Origin of the sequence: Eggerthella sp. BIOML-A1, assembly GCF_009875595.1 — a bacterium.
GTDB classification, from domain to species: domain Bacteria; phylum Actinomycetota; class Coriobacteriia; order Coriobacteriales; family Eggerthellaceae; genus Eggerthella; species Eggerthella lenta.
This window is the reverse complement of sequence record NZ_WWRZ01000013.1, coordinates 1-15,034: the sequence shown is the minus strand read 5'-3', so window position 1 is coordinate 15,034 and position 15,034 is coordinate 1. Positions and strand designations below refer to the sequence as shown.

Annotated in this window: 11 protein-coding genes; 3 read left to right on the top strand and 8 right to left on the bottom strand. The window is 58.8% G+C overall.

The genetic code is table 11. From position 1 onward, the window contains the following. Positions 1-371: 371 nt before the first annotated feature. The 7 genes from rfbC to GT590_RS13675 form a co-directional block, all read right to left on the bottom strand. On the bottom strand, positions 372-944 hold the full coding sequence (gene rfbC, locus GT590_RS13705; protein WP_009304071.1) for a dTDP-4-dehydrorhamnose 3,5-epimerase: 573 nt from the start codon (positions 942-944) through the stop codon (positions 372-374). An 8-nt stretch (positions 945-952) separates the two neighbouring features. After that, positions 953-1,972 carry a dTDP-glucose 4,6-dehydratase gene (gene rfbB, locus GT590_RS13700; protein ID WP_035584990.1) on the bottom strand — a complete coding sequence of 340 codons (1,020 nt, stop codon included), beginning with the start codon at positions 1,970-1,972 and terminating at the stop codon, positions 953-955. A gap of 4 nt (positions 1,973-1,976) precedes the next feature. Beyond that, a complete protein-coding gene (gene rfbD / locus GT590_RS13695; protein ID WP_035584987.1) occupies positions 1,977-2,879 on the bottom strand; it encodes a dTDP-4-dehydrorhamnose reductase in 903 nt (300 codons plus the stop codon). Positions 2,880-2,881: 2 nt separating this feature from the next. After that, positions 2,882-3,784 carry a glucose-1-phosphate thymidylyltransferase RfbA gene (gene rfbA, locus GT590_RS13690; protein ID WP_021410980.1) on the bottom strand — a complete coding sequence of 301 codons (903 nt, stop codon included), beginning with the start codon at positions 3,782-3,784 and terminating at the stop codon, positions 2,882-2,884. 124 nt (positions 3,785-3,908) lie between these two features. Further along, complete coding sequence (locus GT590_RS13685; protein WP_052106127.1) at positions 3,909-6,326, bottom strand: glycosyltransferase; 2,418 nt, start codon at positions 6,324-6,326, stop codon at positions 3,909-3,911. Between the two features lie 67 nt (positions 6,327-6,393). After that, a complete protein-coding gene (locus GT590_RS13680; protein ID WP_229117067.1) occupies positions 6,394-7,926 on the bottom strand; it encodes a DUF2142 domain-containing protein in 1,533 nt (510 codons plus the stop codon). A gap of 276 nt (positions 7,927-8,202) precedes the next feature. Then, entirely contained in the window at positions 8,203-9,810 is a 1,608-nt protein-coding gene (locus GT590_RS13675) for a DUF6020 family protein (RefSeq protein WP_035584982.1), read from the bottom strand. Between the two features lie 281 nt (positions 9,811-10,091). On the opposite strand from GT590_RS13675, the gene GT590_RS13670 reads away from it, so the two are divergent. Genes GT590_RS13670 through GT590_RS13660 form a run of 3 tightly spaced genes read left to right on the top strand, consistent with a single transcriptional unit; the run spans position 10,092 to position 12,432 of the window. Then, entirely contained in the window at positions 10,092-10,826 is a 735-nt protein-coding gene (locus GT590_RS13670; RefSeq protein ID WP_035584981.1) for a glycosyltransferase family 2 protein, read from the top strand. 15 nt (positions 10,827-10,841) lie between these two features. After that, positions 10,842-11,249, top strand: coding sequence for a DUF2304 domain-containing protein (locus GT590_RS13665; RefSeq protein WP_009304063.1), 408 nt, complete (start codon positions 10,842-10,844; stop codon positions 11,247-11,249). Beyond that, positions 11,218-12,432, top strand: coding sequence for a glycosyltransferase family 4 protein (locus tag GT590_RS13660; RefSeq protein WP_052106126.1), 1,215 nt, complete (start codon positions 11,218-11,220; stop codon positions 12,430-12,432). Before GT590_RS13665 ends, GT590_RS13660 begins: the two co-directional genes overlap by 32 nt. A 62-nt stretch (positions 12,433-12,494) precedes the next feature. Here GT590_RS13660 and GT590_RS13655 read toward each other — a convergent pair whose 3' ends face one another. Next, positions 12,495-14,798, bottom strand: coding sequence for an NlpC/P60 family protein (locus GT590_RS13655; protein WP_035584978.1), 2,304 nt, complete (start codon positions 14,796-14,798; stop codon positions 12,495-12,497). Positions 14,799-15,034: the final 236 nt, after the last annotated feature.

Below are 15,034 nucleotides of genomic sequence, written 5' to 3'. Positions count from 1 at the left end.
AGGCGCAAACGATCGACCGACCGCTCGTCCGCGCCACGCAAAGCAACGCACAGGGACGGACGGAGGCGGTAGTTCAGGCGAGAGAGCCATTTCAGCTTCCCGGCAGGCAAGCGCATCGCGCACAAGGGTTCATCCCCGCCGCGCTGCACGACTCTGACGAACAACGTGACATCGTCGAGCAAGGGGAACACCAACACCCCGACAACATCCGAAGCGGGATCGGACTCCTTCAGCCAAAGGGTCGGAATCGATGAGCCATCTTCAAGCGCCGCCTCAACCGCAACGTCACGTCCGGCAGAGCCAACGATGCGGAGACGGGCATAACCTTTGCCGTCGCCTCTGCACAGGACAAGATTCTTGATTTTCATAAGCTAGGCGAGATCCTTGAGCCCCGGATGCGCCTTGTCCTTCTCGCTCAGCACGAGTTCCATACCCTCCGAGATGGGCCACTCGATGCCGATCTCGGGATCATTCCACATAAGCCCGCCCTCGTCGTTGGGATGGTACACGTCGTCGCACTTGTAGCAGAACTCGGCGATATCGGACAACACGAGGAAGCCGTGGGCGAACCCGCGCGGCACGAAGAACTGGCGACGGTTCTCCGCCGACAGCACCGCGCCCTCCCATTTTCCGTAGGTGGGGCTGTCCGGGCGCAAGTCGACGGCCACGTCGAACACCTCGCCCGACACCACGCGGACGAGCTTGGACTGCGGATGCTCTATCTGGAAGTGTAGGCCGCGCAGCACGCCCTTGACCGAGGAGGACTGGTTGTCCTGCACGAACTCGCAGTCGATGCCGCCCGCGACGAAGTCGGGGCGCTTGTAGGTTTCCACAAAGTAGCCTCGTTCGTCGCCGTAAGCGGTGACGTCCACCACGAGCACGCCCTCGATGGAGGTCTCGGTGAACGTGAAGTTGCCGTGCTTGACGCTGTCTCCCGCTGCCATACCGCCTCCTACTGTCCCTGCTTCGCGTACTTGGCCTCGACGGCCTCCTTGGCGCCCTGCCACCATCCGGGGTTGTCACGGTACCATGCGATGGTGGCCTTGAGACCTTCCGCGAAGTCGGTGTGCTTCGGCTCCCATCCCAGTTCCGAGCGCAGCTTCGAGGAGTCGATGGCGTAGCGGCGATCGTGGCCGGGACGGTCTTTGACCCAGTCGAAGTCGTCCGCGCTCTTGCCCATGCCCTCCAGGATGGCGTGCAGCACGTCGATGTTGTTCTTTTCGCCGTCCGCCCCGATCAGGTACGTCTCGCCCAGACGTCCCTTCGTCAGGATCGCCCACACGGCCGAGGAGTGGTCCTCTGCGTGGATCCAGTCGCGCACGTTCAGGCCGTCGCCGTAGAGCTTCGGACGGATGCCGGTGAGCACGTTGGTGATCTGGCGCGGGATGAACTTCTCGATGTGCTGGCGCGGGCCGTAGTTGTTCGAACAGTTCGAGATGGTGACGCGCACTCCGTAGGTGCGGAACCACGCGCGCACCAGCATGTCGGACGACGCCTTGGTGGAGCTGTACGGGCTGCTCGGACGGTACGGCGTCTCCTCCGTGAAGCGCGCCGGGTCGTCCAATGCGAGGTCGCCGTACACCTCGTCGGTGGAGATGTGATGGAAGCGCACGTCGTGCTTGCGCGCGGCCTCCAGCAGGCGAAACGTGCCGTGCACGTTGGTGCGCACGAACGGCTCCGGGTCGGCGATGGAGTTGTCGTTGTGGGACTCGGCGGCGAAGTGCACGATGGCGTCCACGCCGGGGACGATCTCCTCCAGCAGCGCCTCGTCGCAGATGTCGCCGTGGACGAAGGTCATGCGCTCCTCGGGGATGCCGGCGAGGTTGTCCAGGTTGCCGGCATAGGTGAGCGCGTCCAGCACGACGACGTGCACGTCCGGCTGGTTGTCCACCACCCAGTGGACGAAGTTGCTTCCGATGAACCCGGCTCCGCCGGTGACGATGATGCGCTTCGGTTCGAAGATCTCTGACATTCCTCTAGCCTTCCATCTCGGGTAGGTTGTTCAAGTACGCGGAGAGCGCGTCGCGCCACGGGCGCATCTCGTTGCCCACGGTGTCCTCGAGGCGCTTGTTTCGCAGAGACGAGTACGCCGGGCGTTTAGCCGACGCGGGATTCATGGCCGCGTACTCCTCGGACGTGCAGCGGATGACGGCGCAGTCGAGCCCCGCGCCCTCCATGACGGCCTCGGCGAAGTCGGCCCATGAGCAGGTGCCCTCGTTCGTGCAGTGGTACACGCCGTAGTTCTCGGTGGCGGCAATCTTCAATATCTCGTGCGCCAGGTCGTTCGCCGACGTCGGGTTGCCCAACTGGTCGTCCACCACGGTGACCTCGTCGCGGTCCGCGCCCAGGCGCATCATGGTCTTGACGAAGTTCTTGCCTACGTAGCCGTACAGCCACGCCGTGCGCACCACGAAGCAGCGGCTGCACGCCGCGAGCGAGCGCTCCTCGCCGGCCAGCTTCGTGCGACCGTAAGCCGAGACGGGGCCTGTCGGGTCGTCCTCGACGCGCGGCTCGGGCTCGGTGCCGGGGAACACGTAGTCGGTCGACACCTGCACGAGCTTCGCGCCGACCGCCTCGGCGGCGCGCGCGAGGTTGCCCGGCGCTTCGGCGTTCACGCGGAATGCCGCGTCCTCGGCCGTCTCGCAACCATCGACGTTCGTCATGGCGGCACCGTTGACGATAAGGTCGAAGCCGCCCTGGGTCACATAGGCCATGACGGCGTCGGCATCGGTGACGTCCAGCTCGTCCACGTCGGCCGCCACGATCTCCGCACCCGCGTAGGCGTCCGGGATCGGCCCGATCTCCGAGCGGCCCTCGCGCAGGATGCGCTGCAGCTCGTTGCCCAGCTGGCCGTTGCCGCCGGTGACGAGGATCCTCATGCTCACATCGCCTCCTTGTGCGGCACGATCCTGCCCTCGGCGACCTTCTTGAGGTGCTGGCCGTAGACGGACTTGCCGTACTTGTCGGCGGCGGCCAGAAGGCGATCGCGGTCGATCCAGCCGTTCTGGTAGGCGATCTCCTCCACCACCGACACGCTCAGGCCCTGGCTGCGCTCGACGGCGCGCACGAACTCGGAGGCCTCGAACAGGCTCTCCATGGTGCCGGTGTCCAGCCACGCGTAGCCGCGGCCGAGCGTCACCACGTTGAGCGAGCCGTCCTCCAGATACATCTGGTTGAGGGTGGTGATCTCAAGCTCCCCGCGCGCGCTCGGCTTCACCTGCTTGGCCAGCTCGCACACGCGGCTGTCGTAGAAGTACAGGCCGGTCACCGCATAGTTGCTCTTGGGATGCTCGGGCTTCTCCTCGATGGACACGGCGTTGAACTCCTCGTCGAACTCCACCACGCCGAAGCGCTCGGGGTCGTCCACGTGGTAGCCGAACACGGTGGCGCCGCCCTCGCGCTCGGCGCGCTCGACGGCGGCGCGCAGGTGGCGCCCCAGGCCGTTGCCGTAGAAGATGTTGTCGCCCAGCACCAGCGCGCAGCTGTCGCCGCCCACGAACTCCTCGCCGATGACGAAGGCCTGCGCCAGGCCGTCCGGGCTGGGCTGCTCGGCGTAGGACAGGCTCACGCCGTAGTCCGAGCCGTCCTTGAGCAGACGCTCGAAGTTCGGCAGGTCGGCGGGCGTCGAGATGATGAGGATCTCGCGGATGCCCGCCATCATGAGCACCGACAGCGGGTAGTAGATCATCGGCTTGTCGTACACCGGAAGCAGCTGCTTCGACGTCACCGTGGTGAGCGGGTACAGGCGCGTGCCGGAACCCCCCGCCAGTATGATGCCTTTCATGTATGCTCTCCTTTGCTGTTGCAGATAATCTTATTGTAATGCAACACGTCGAAGCTTCCGGTTCGTTCCAGGAAAAGCATGAAAGACGCGCTCCCTATCGCGCAAGAACAACGCCTGCCGCGCCCTACTCTTTGTCGGGGAGGCGGAAATAGTACGATCCCGGCTCCCTGCGACTCAGATTAATGTTGAGGTATGGGTCGCCTGCGGCATAATATTCGACCCAACGATCGTTCATGTAGGCGACCTCCCTGAGAAAGCGGGTCACTTTCTCAACCGTGTCCTCCGACCCCCGCGAGAGGGATTCGTAATGGTAGAGCTCAACCTCAGGGGTGTACACGACCAGATAATCGCGCTCCCGCAGCTTAAGGCAGTAGTCAAGATCGTTGAACGCGACCGCGAGATCCTCCGTCATACCGCCCACCTGCTCGAAGGCGCTGCGCTTCGTCATCATGCATGCAGCGGTGACGGCGCTCAGGTCCTGCTGCGCGTCGTTGAGGGCGAAATACCCCGCATCGCTTCGCGGAAGCGACTGGTGCAGACAGGCGGCGACGGAGGGGGCTATGCCAATGCCCGCATGCTGGATGGTGTCATCGGGGTAGTACAGCTTCACGCCGACCGCACCCACGTCCTGCCGAGCGCACAGTCCCAGCATCGTCTCGATCCAGTCGGGAGTGATGACCTCCGTATCGTTGTTCAAGAGGATGCAATACTCCCCCTTCGCAGCTTCGACGCCCTGGTTGATGATCTTCGAGAAGTTGAAGGGACCGTCGAAGAACACGCATCGCACGCGCGAATCCTTCGCGACTTCTTCGTAATAGGCAAACGTTTCCACCTCGGTGCTGTTGTTTTCGACGATGACGATCTCGTACGCATCGTAGGTTGACTTGTCTAGAATGGAGTCGACGCACTGCCTGAGCACGGCCAGGCTGTCCTTGTTGGGAATGACGATCGACACCAGCGGTTCGTCCTCCGGAACACGGTACTTAACCCGATACGTTGCAGGTCTTCTCGCCTGATCGACCGTCGCCGAAAGGCCGAGGCGACTCAAGTGGTTCTCGACGGCTCGAATGCCGGCAAGCGTGGCGTACGGCTTGCTTCCCTCGATGCCCCCCGCCGTCGACCCCGAGCTCACGCGCCAATGGTACAGAATCTTCGGCACATGATGGATATGCCGAGCGCATTCGCTCACTCGCAAGGTCAAGTCATGATCTTGAGCTCCGTCGCATGCCGGATCAAGCAGGCCGACCTGGTCGAGCACGCTGCGTCGCACCGTGAGCATATGGCAGATATAGTTGTTGTTCCGCAGCAAGTCGAGGTTGAAATCGGGTTTGAAGAACGGGTCGAAATACCGTCCGTCCTCCCCTTTTTTGTCCTCGTCGCAATACAGGAGATCAGTGTCAGGACGTTCGAGAACGGCAAGTGCGTACTCATACAGCAAGTCGGGCTCGATGAGGTCGTCATGATCGAAGAAGCTCACGAAATCGCCCGACGCGACGGCGATGCCGGCATTCGAGTTCGCTGATATCCCTCCGTTCTCCTCAAGAGCCAAGATCTTGACTCGTTCGTCGGAGCGGCTCGCCTCTCGAACCGCCCCGGCAAGCTCCTCGTCTTCAGGGCTAGCGTTGACCAAGATCAGCTCCCACCGGGCGTACGTCTGAGCCCGAACCGACAGCACCATCTCGTCGAAGAACCTGCGCGGAGTCTTGTACAGGGGAACCACGATGCTGAAAACGGGGGCGCTCTCCAACACCGTCTCGCGCTGCACGCGAAGCACGGCCTCGTCGGCGCGATGCTTCTCGAACCACGCAGGGTAGCGGGAATCGATCTGGGCGTTTCTGGTCAATGCGCCGAAATCTTCCAACATGCAACCGAGCAGCCACGCTTCGAGGACGCTGAACCGCGTCGCGGAAGGATCTGCCACATCGCGGATCTCGAAGCAGTAGTTCTCAAGCGACTTGGGAACGCTGATAGAAACCGGGATGCAGGCGTACGAGAACCCGGATCCCTTGACGGGCTTCACGACCGACCCTCCGCAGCGCATGACCCCGACATCGACGCTCCTACCGTCGGCGCCGATGCAGGCTATCGACAGATCCTCAGGAGAGGAGGCTCCCGAAACGACCAGCGCCGCGCGCACGAGGAAGCGATCGTCATCAGGAACCGCCGCGACGAACTCCAGGTGGTTCTCGGAGAAGCGAAACGTACCGTCGTAGTTGCGGATGACGTCGACAAGCTCTCGGTCGAAGCGGTAGCGGAACCGCGATTCCCACTTCGCCCTCCGAGTCGAGAGCTTCTTTCTGAATGCGTCCCTTACGGCACCCGAAGAATCCACCTCCTCGACGACGAGCGTTTGGTCGAAGTCGACGACGGGCAGCGCCGCGATGCGCAACCCGTTCTCCTCGTACGAGTCGCAAGGCAATCGGCCGAACGCCTCGCCCTCCGAGCGAAACCGCACGAGGCAAGCATCATCGACCGAGGAAATGCGCAAGGCGACGAATATCTTCCCATGCCCGCGGCACAAGCCGCAATACGAAACCTGCATGAACACGCCTTCCTAGAATACGGCAAACCAAGACAAAACCGTCGAGCCCGAGCCGCTCAACCGGTCGCTACACCCCCACGGCAACGGAGAAGGTGCGAGCAAGGTACATCGCGTTGACAGCGATCATGATATAGACGAACCCCATGCCAAGAGGGATATCGATACTCATATGTTTACTTCGTATAATCAATGCGGCCATGGGAAGCAACGGAAGGAAGTAGCGCCCTTGCACGCCCTGCACGACGCTTTCGCTGGTGAACGTCCACCCGACCAGCATCGAAAGGATCACGCCCAAACCCCCAGCCAAGGCCAAACCTCCACACAAAACCCTGTGCGCACTGGGAATGACGGCGTTATCGCCTTCGGAGCGTTGCGCCGACAAGACCACGATGAACAGCAAGGCTACCGTGATGTAGAGCGGTGCCTTGAGATCGGCCTGGAACCAAGCAAGAGACCCGCCGACGAGGGTGTCCAGGTAGAAAGAACCCTGCACGTCGAACGTTCTGAGAAAAAGCAAGACCGTGTTCAAGGGATCCGAGACGAGCCCGGATAGGCTGTAAAACGTGCCGTATTCGTCGCCACGCGAGCCCTCGGCGGTCGACGAAGATGCGACTCCCGCCATTTGCAGCAAGCCCGCAGCCCGGAACACGAGCACGGAAAGTAGAGCACATCCGATCGCGATGGCTTTGAACCGTGCAGAAGCGGCAGTCGAGGAGAACCGCTTTCTCGGTATCAGGATGACGAGAAGCACGATGACCGTGTACACCACCTTGCACGGAGCAAGCAGAACCGCAACGACAACGATCCCCGCCTTTTCCTTTCGGCTCATAAGGCCCTCTCCGTACACGGCTCGCAAGCACATACCCGTCAATAGGAAGGCCAAACCCATGATTCCGGCATCGTACGAATAAGAAGACGCCAGATGCAGCGTCATGGGAAGAAGCCCTGCAACCATCATGGCGTTCTTGCCAACTGGGGTAATGCGAACGGCGAAATACGCCAACGCCGCAAACATCAGCAAATTGAAGAATCTTCCCAGATAGAACAGCGGAAAGCTTCCGAGATTGAGCAGCGTGGCCAACACGATGCCCAAAGCCGAGGGAAGCTTGATGTACGGAGGGTTCGCAGTCCAGTCGAACGAAGAGACGGGCTCGACAGCAACACGGGATGCGTCGTTCACGAAAAAGGCGAACTGGTCTATGACCGAGCGGTACTTGTCGTATCCGAGAGCCCATGATTGAAGCATGCCGTCCAACAGGGCCGAATCGTCTGCTCTCACCGGCAGGGAATCCACGGTGGGTCCTTGCAGCATGATGTAGTCCGCGAGCTTGTACGACGCCTCGAAATGATAGGTTTCGTCAGGAACGGTCCCCGGCGCGAAAACCACAGAATACAAGAGGCCGCAGCTTATCAAACCCACCAAGAACGCCATTTCAACCCGATGGCGCACCCTCGATTCAAGCGCCCGTATCAACAGGTACGCAAACGCAACGACGATCACGGAAACGCACGAAAAAGCAAGGGCGAGCCGCGAATCGCTGAACGAGTAACAGTACAGGGCGTGGATCGTCATGACCGCAACGACGGCGATCAGGATCATATCGACTCTGTGCCTGTGCAAAACCTCGAGAAATCCCTTTTGCATAACTTGCTTGGCGGAAGCGATCCGCGCCTCTCCTGTCGATCGAACCATAACGCAGACGAGCAAAACCACTCGTATTGCAGAGCATCAAGAATGTACAAGTGTAAGGCATTCCCAACCTCGAAATGAAACTTTCCCGAAGCAAAACAGAATGTGCGCACCTGCTGCAGCTCACAACCGATCTCATAGATTCGAAACGTTCACCCGTTACTCGTCAACACGAAACAGAAAAAGCTACGCCTTGGGTCGGCCCGCCTTCACCAAACCGGCAATCGGCAAAACGAAGGGCAACGCCAGATTGAAAGCAAATATGTAGCGATAGTCCCCGACTGCAGGAGCCGCAACGAACAGCGTTGCAAGCAGCGCAATGAGAGGCATAACGCATACCAAGCATCTTGCCCGCTTCTTCTTCTCAAGTCCGACGCATCCGACGAAAACAAGCGCAGCCACCGCCCAAATTAGCGTGCCGGAACTGAAAGGAACAGGCAAAGCCGCGATCAGCTTTTGCGCCAAGAAACCAGGATCCCAATCGAATCCGAGGTAATCGCGCGGGGCTTGCTCGTAAAGAGTGGAGTTTGTCACAAGCCACGACGGATAGCCCGGATTCCAGTATCCTTGCGTTTCATCGATCCAGGCTTTGACGTATATTCCAAGATTGCTGGGAAGCATCGAAGCCCAGGTGACCAAGAACTCGATCTTATGCTCCTCCAAAAAGGCATCGTCGAAAGACTCGTGGAACTTGATCGGATTGGGAGTTTGAGGATTGTAAGAGTCCCTCATGGCTTCCATAGGAAGAACCCTGTTGATGAACTCCTCTTGCTCTTCGTTGATATGTCCGCCTTTGTGCACGGTCGCTGCGATTTGCTGAAGCGGAATGCCCACGGACTCTGAAAAATGCCCCTTCTGCACTCCCATGATCGAGAGCAACGGACCCTGGACAACCAGAAAAGCGCAAAACACTGCGGCGCCCACAGCCGCGACCTTCTTTCTCAGATCGGGCTCGATCACGAACAAGACAAGCAAGGTAGCTCCCACGACCATGAACCCATTGCTCCTCAAAAAAGTGAGCAGCAGACAAGCGACAAGCAGGGTTCTTCCAATGTGTTTCTTCTCGCCATGGAACAAAAGCGAATACAGGCGAACAATCAGAAACAGGGCGCAACAGCTAAACAAGACATCCTTCCACATGGTCACCGAGTAGTTTGCGAGAATCGGGTTGAACAGCATGAAGGCAAAAGCCGCCAGGATGTACCTTTTTCCAAAACCAAGCCTGACAAACACCGAGATGCACCAGCTGAGCACAAGGGCGGCCACGGTCATCTGAAGGAAAAGAAAGATGCCTATCGACAGATCGATGCTGCCAAAGAACGCCGTAGCCTGAAAGACCACCCAAACAAGGAAGGTGTAGAAAATAGGATGGTGGTTCGCCAACCCGTCGTAACGATGCCACGTGCTCCACTCGGAAACGCCCAAGACCTGGTTGACGATGTCGTTTGAGTCCGTAGAGCAAAAGCCAGGCCAATTAGACAGCAGCACCGCAAGAAACGAAACCTCCAAAGCAGCAAAGCAGAGCAAGAACGCGATCCTCACCTGCTTCGAAGACCTACGAGCGGCGACCCGTTCTTTCCGGTTGATCTGCTTGATTTGGTCGCAAATCGCAACAAGAACGGAAGCCGAGACGATCGATAGCCCGATCGAGAAAAGAGCGACCTGCTTGAGACCGAACTTCCCCAACTCGGGAAGCAAGACGGCCCAGGCAAATAGGACGGCGAAAACAAAGCAAGCGCAAACTTCACCGCGCTTCAAATTACCCGCCCAGTCTTTCATCAGCTTCCCAATCATCAAAACTCCTCAAACGAAAAACAATACGATGGCTTTCACATGCGGCTTTACGGCAACGACCCAATCCGCTTTTGCCGCAACAAGGGTCACGGTGGCGAGCTCGGGACAAAAACCAAAAATGCCGAATCATATGATACAGGGAGCAAGGAGGATAAGCAGGAAAAAGATGCAGACGTTCGGCCCAGCTTGAGAATCGACCCATCGATCCATTGCGGGACTTAATGCGGGTTTAAGGAAGCATACGCGCGAAAGAGGGTTCGAACTACGGTATACTTCGATATATGGATACCTCGAATGCATATCCCAACAACAAGCACCTGAACGTCCTCGTCGTCATCCCCGCCTACAACGAGCAGGAGAGCATCGTTTCGGTCGTCAACGACGTAGTGTCCGCAGGATGCGATTACGTCGTCGTCAATGACGGATCGACAGACGAAACCCAGTCGTTATGCGAATCGCACGGGTTCAACGTTTTGAACCTGCCTCAGAACCTCGGCATCGGCGGCTGCGTGCAAGCGGGTCATAAGTACGCGCTCCTCAACGGCTACGACGTTGACATCCAGTTCGATGGCGACGGCCAACACGATGCCCGCTGCATTCCCAGTCTCGTCAAGCTGATCGAGTCGGGATCGGATCTGGCCATCGGCTCCCGCTTCGTGGAGGACACCGACGGATTCCGATCGACCGCCCTCAGAAGGCTGGGCATCGTTTGGCTGTCATTCTGGATAAAAGCATTCTCCGGCAAGCGCATCACCGATCCGACGTCCGGCTTTCGAGCTTCAAGCAAGAAAGCCATGGCGCTGTTCGCAAGGAACTACCCCACCGACTACCCGGAGCCCGAGTCCATCATGCTCGCCATCAAATCGGGTCTGTCCGTGAACGAAGCTCCGGTAACCATGCGCGAGCGCCAGGGCGGAAAATCGTCCATTGGAGGGCTTTCCAGCCTGTACTACATGATCAAAGTGTCGCTGGCCATCTTGATCGTCAGCTTTTCACACAAGCGCAAGCGAGTCTAGAAAGCGGAGGGTTTCGTGTTCGTTCTTCAAATTGTCGCAATCATCCTATGCGTCGCCTTCTTCGCGTACGTCGTCCATCTGGTCGCCCGAGAACGACTGTTGCTCAAGTACTCGCTGCTGTGGATGGCGCTCACCGTCGTCATCGTGCTATGCGCCCTGTTTCCTCAGCCCCTGTACTCCATCTCGTCCTTCCTCGGGTTCGAAACCCCTTCGAACTTCATCTTCTTCATCGGATTGTTCTTCTTGCTGGCCATATCCCTTTCGCTTAGCTCAATCGCCAGCAAGCAAGCCCTCATGATCAAGAACCTCGTGCAAGAGCAGGCTCTGCTCGCGAAAAAGCTGGAGAAAGACGATCGGAGCCCAAGCGACTCTGACCCAAGCGGGCTCTCCAATGCAGACACCGTTCAAGATCAGGTTCGGTAACACATTGACGAACAAGAACGACACCTTCTGCATATTTTCCGCCCACTACCTCCCTCACGTCGGAGGCGTTGAAAAGTACACCCAGAACCTTGCGCGCCAACTGGCCGACCAGGGTAATCGCGTCATCATCGTCACATCGAACGTCTACGATCTCGCCGAGAGGGAAGACCTGGGAGAAGGGGTCGAGATAGTTCGTCTCCCCTGCTATAAGCTTTTGGGCGACAGATACCCCGTTACGCGCCACGATAAGGCATACGAACGGATCATGGCGTACCTTCACAACCAAAATATCGACTACGTTGCCATTAACACCCGGTTCTACCGCCATACGCTGGAAGGAATCGCGCTAGCGGAGGCCAAGGGCATTCGCCCTATCATCGTCGACCACGGATCGGCTCACTTGACCATGGGAAGCAAGCTCGTCGACCCCTTCGTGGCAACAGTCGAACACGCAGTCACCGAGCTGGTGAAGCGCCACTCCGCCGATTACTACGCGGTTTCCCTCGCGGGAACCGAATGGCTCCGGCATTTCGGCATCGAAGCCCGCGGGGTGCTTAACAACTCCATCGATGCACGGGCCTTCGCTGAAGGCTCGTCTTGCCGATCGTTCAGGAAAGAACTCAGCCTATCCGACGAAACGCTCCTCGTGGCTTTCACCGGAAGGCTGATACCTGAAAAGGGAATACCGGCCCTCATCGAAGCTATGCGCATCTTGGCCGATGAAAAATCGATTCATTTCCTCATCGCAGGAGAGGGTCCACTGGAAGACAGCCTCCTCCGGGCATCGCTTCCCAATGCAACGTTTCTCGGCCGTCTGGACTCGCCGGATGTTTCTGCCCTGCTTACAGAATCAAACGTGTTCTGCCTTCCATCGCGCTCTGAAGGATTCTCGACCTCCTTGCTGGAAGCAGCTGCATGCAAAGCAACGCCCATCGTCACAAATGTAGGAGGCGTGCAAGAGCTGGTGCCGAGCAACGAACACGGCATCATACTCCCCTCGGCAGACGGCGAAACGATAGCAAACGCCATACTCGAACTCAATAGCGATCGCACACGATGCCTCATCATGGGTCAAAACATCAATCAACTGGTTATCGATAAATTCTCTTGGAGCGAAACAGCTCGTTTAACTGCCCTCGCCTGCGCCGAGGCGCAGGAACGGCGAAACCAACCCATCTTGTAAATCGCATCAAGAAAGCCGCTTGAAAACACGTGGAGGGTCCTCTGGACCCCCCACGATCCGTTCTATGACAGAATCCTTTGCGCCGTCGTCGTAGATGCTCCCTTCGAGGCGAGCGACACGTACTGGCAGCGACCGCCGAATGTCGGCTCTTCGTAAATCATTCCGCCGCCGGCATACAGCACCACGTGCTCAGGCAGCATAGGATTGTAGTTCGGCCACGCACCGTAATACATCAAGATGATATCGCCAGGTTGGGGATCGCCGAACACTCTCACGCCGCTGTACATCTGATCATACGTCTCGAAACCGATATCGATCCCTAGCTGCTTATACAGATACCACGTAAACGAAGCGCAATCCATGCCTCCGTCCTGCGGGTACACGCCAAGCCATACATAGGGCACGCCAAGAAGCGAGCGCGCCGTGCGCATGATGATATCGATGCCCGCCTGCTTGTCATGGCGTCCCGACCCGTTCATGTACCAGTAGGTGCCGTCCGACACCTTCACGCTTGCGTTGGAAACCATCGCGCCGCTGCTCTTCAGGTAATACCAATCACCGCTCTCCTGCAGCCAACCGGTCTGCATAGCCCCCGTCGAAGGATCGAGATAGTACCAAGAACCGCCCACGGAAACCCAACCGGTGCGCATGACCCCGCTCGAGGGATCCAGGTAATACCACGTTCCGGAGACTTTGACCCATCCCGTTTGCCTGATGCCCGAAGCGTCGGCGTAGTAACGAACTCCATCGACGTCGAACATGCCCGTACGCAACGCGCCTTCGTCCTTCGGATCGAAATAGAAGGTCTTTCCAGCGGCTGTGCGCCAACCCGTCTTCCCATCGGCACATACGATTCTGCCCTGAGCATCGTACGAGGCGACGAGCACGGCATCCCCCGAGCCATCGATGAAGCCACAGGAGCCGTTCCCAAGCGACACCCATACGTTGTTGACCATAGCACCGCTGCCAGAGAACACGTACTCGCGTCCATCGATCGTGCGCCTACCGACAGCCATGGCTCCGGTTTCCGGATCAAGCCAATAACGCGCCGATCCCTCTTGGTACCAACCGGTGCGCATGGCGCCTGATGCGCTGAGCGTATACCATGTGCCGCCCAGGTTAAGCCATCGATCGGCAAGCATCGCGCCGGATCCGTTGAAGTAGTACCACTTTCCATCAGTCGCCTTCGCCCATCCAGTAGCCATGGCGCCGCTTTCGGGATTAAGCCAGTACCAAACTCCGTGTTGCTTGAACCAGCCCGTGCGCATAGAGCCCGATGGGTTCAAATAGTACCATGTCCCAGCCTGTTTCAACCAGCGATTGGCGAGCATCGCACCTGATCCGTCAGAGTAGTACCAAGTTGACCCATCACGATACCAGCCGGTCTCCATAGCTCCCGAAGAACGATCAAGCCAGTACCAGATACCACCTTGCTTCAACCAACCGGTAGCCATCGCACCGGATGCCCTAAGGTAGTACCACGTTCCTCCCTGCTTCATCCAGCGATTGGCAAGCATCGCACCGGACCCGTCAGAATAGTACCAGGTCGATCCATCTTTATACCAACCCGTTGCCATGACTCCGGTTTCCGGGTCGAGCCAGTACCAGGTGCCGCTCAGCTTCAGCCAGCCGGTGCGCAAAGCGCCCGAGGGACTCGCATAGTACCAAGCGCCATCCGTACGCACCCAACCGTTGCCGGTGACGAGCGCCCCGCTCGGACGTGCATGGTACAGCGTCGATCCCACACGGTAGGAGCCGGTCAACATGGCACCACCTCGCGAAGGATCGAGGTAGTACCAGGTCCCGCCCAGCTTCAGCCAGCCGGTTTCTATCTCGCCCGACGCAGCTGCGTAGTACCAGGCGCGATCGACCAGCAGCCATCCCGAAGAGAACAGAACCCCATCGGTATCGAGATAGTAAGACTTGCCTTCGATAGCGACGAAGCCGCGCGCCATCGCATTGCCGTTGCCAGGATCCAGGTAGTAACGCTTCCCTCCATCAATCAACCACCCGCTCTTGAGCTTTCCTTGCTCGTCGGCAAAATAGCGGTTGCCATCGACAGTGTTCCACCCAGGGACATATGCAGGCGAAGGAGAGACCCCTCCCGAACCTGCACCCTCGTCAGAAGGAGCGTCGGGATCATGTGGATTTCCGGAGCCAGAATCATCTTCATCCTTATCAGCAGCCCCGTGGGCCTCCGTCGAAGCCTGCGTGCCGCCATCGACTGCTCCAGCCTCATGCCCAACGCCCGTCTCTTCACCAAAGGCAATGCTCGGCACCATCACGCCCGATAGAAGCACCGCCGCGAACAACGTGAGCACTATCGGCATGCGAACCGAAAAGAAACGAGAAGCATCCCCTATCATATCATCAGCCTTCCTTCATATTGCAGCTACTCTTTGAAGTTTAGCATAGATATCAACTTAAAAGAGAGCCCCTAGCGCAAAGGTAATTGCGGAGCCCCAGAACGCGCGGAGGCCCCGCCTCCCGAGGGGGGCGGGGCCTCCGCATGCCGAAACGCCCTTCGCGAGCGCGACGCCCTATCCTCCCACAGCCTGACGCTGCAGTACTTTCGGCGATGGCGGGCTTAACTTCCGGGTTC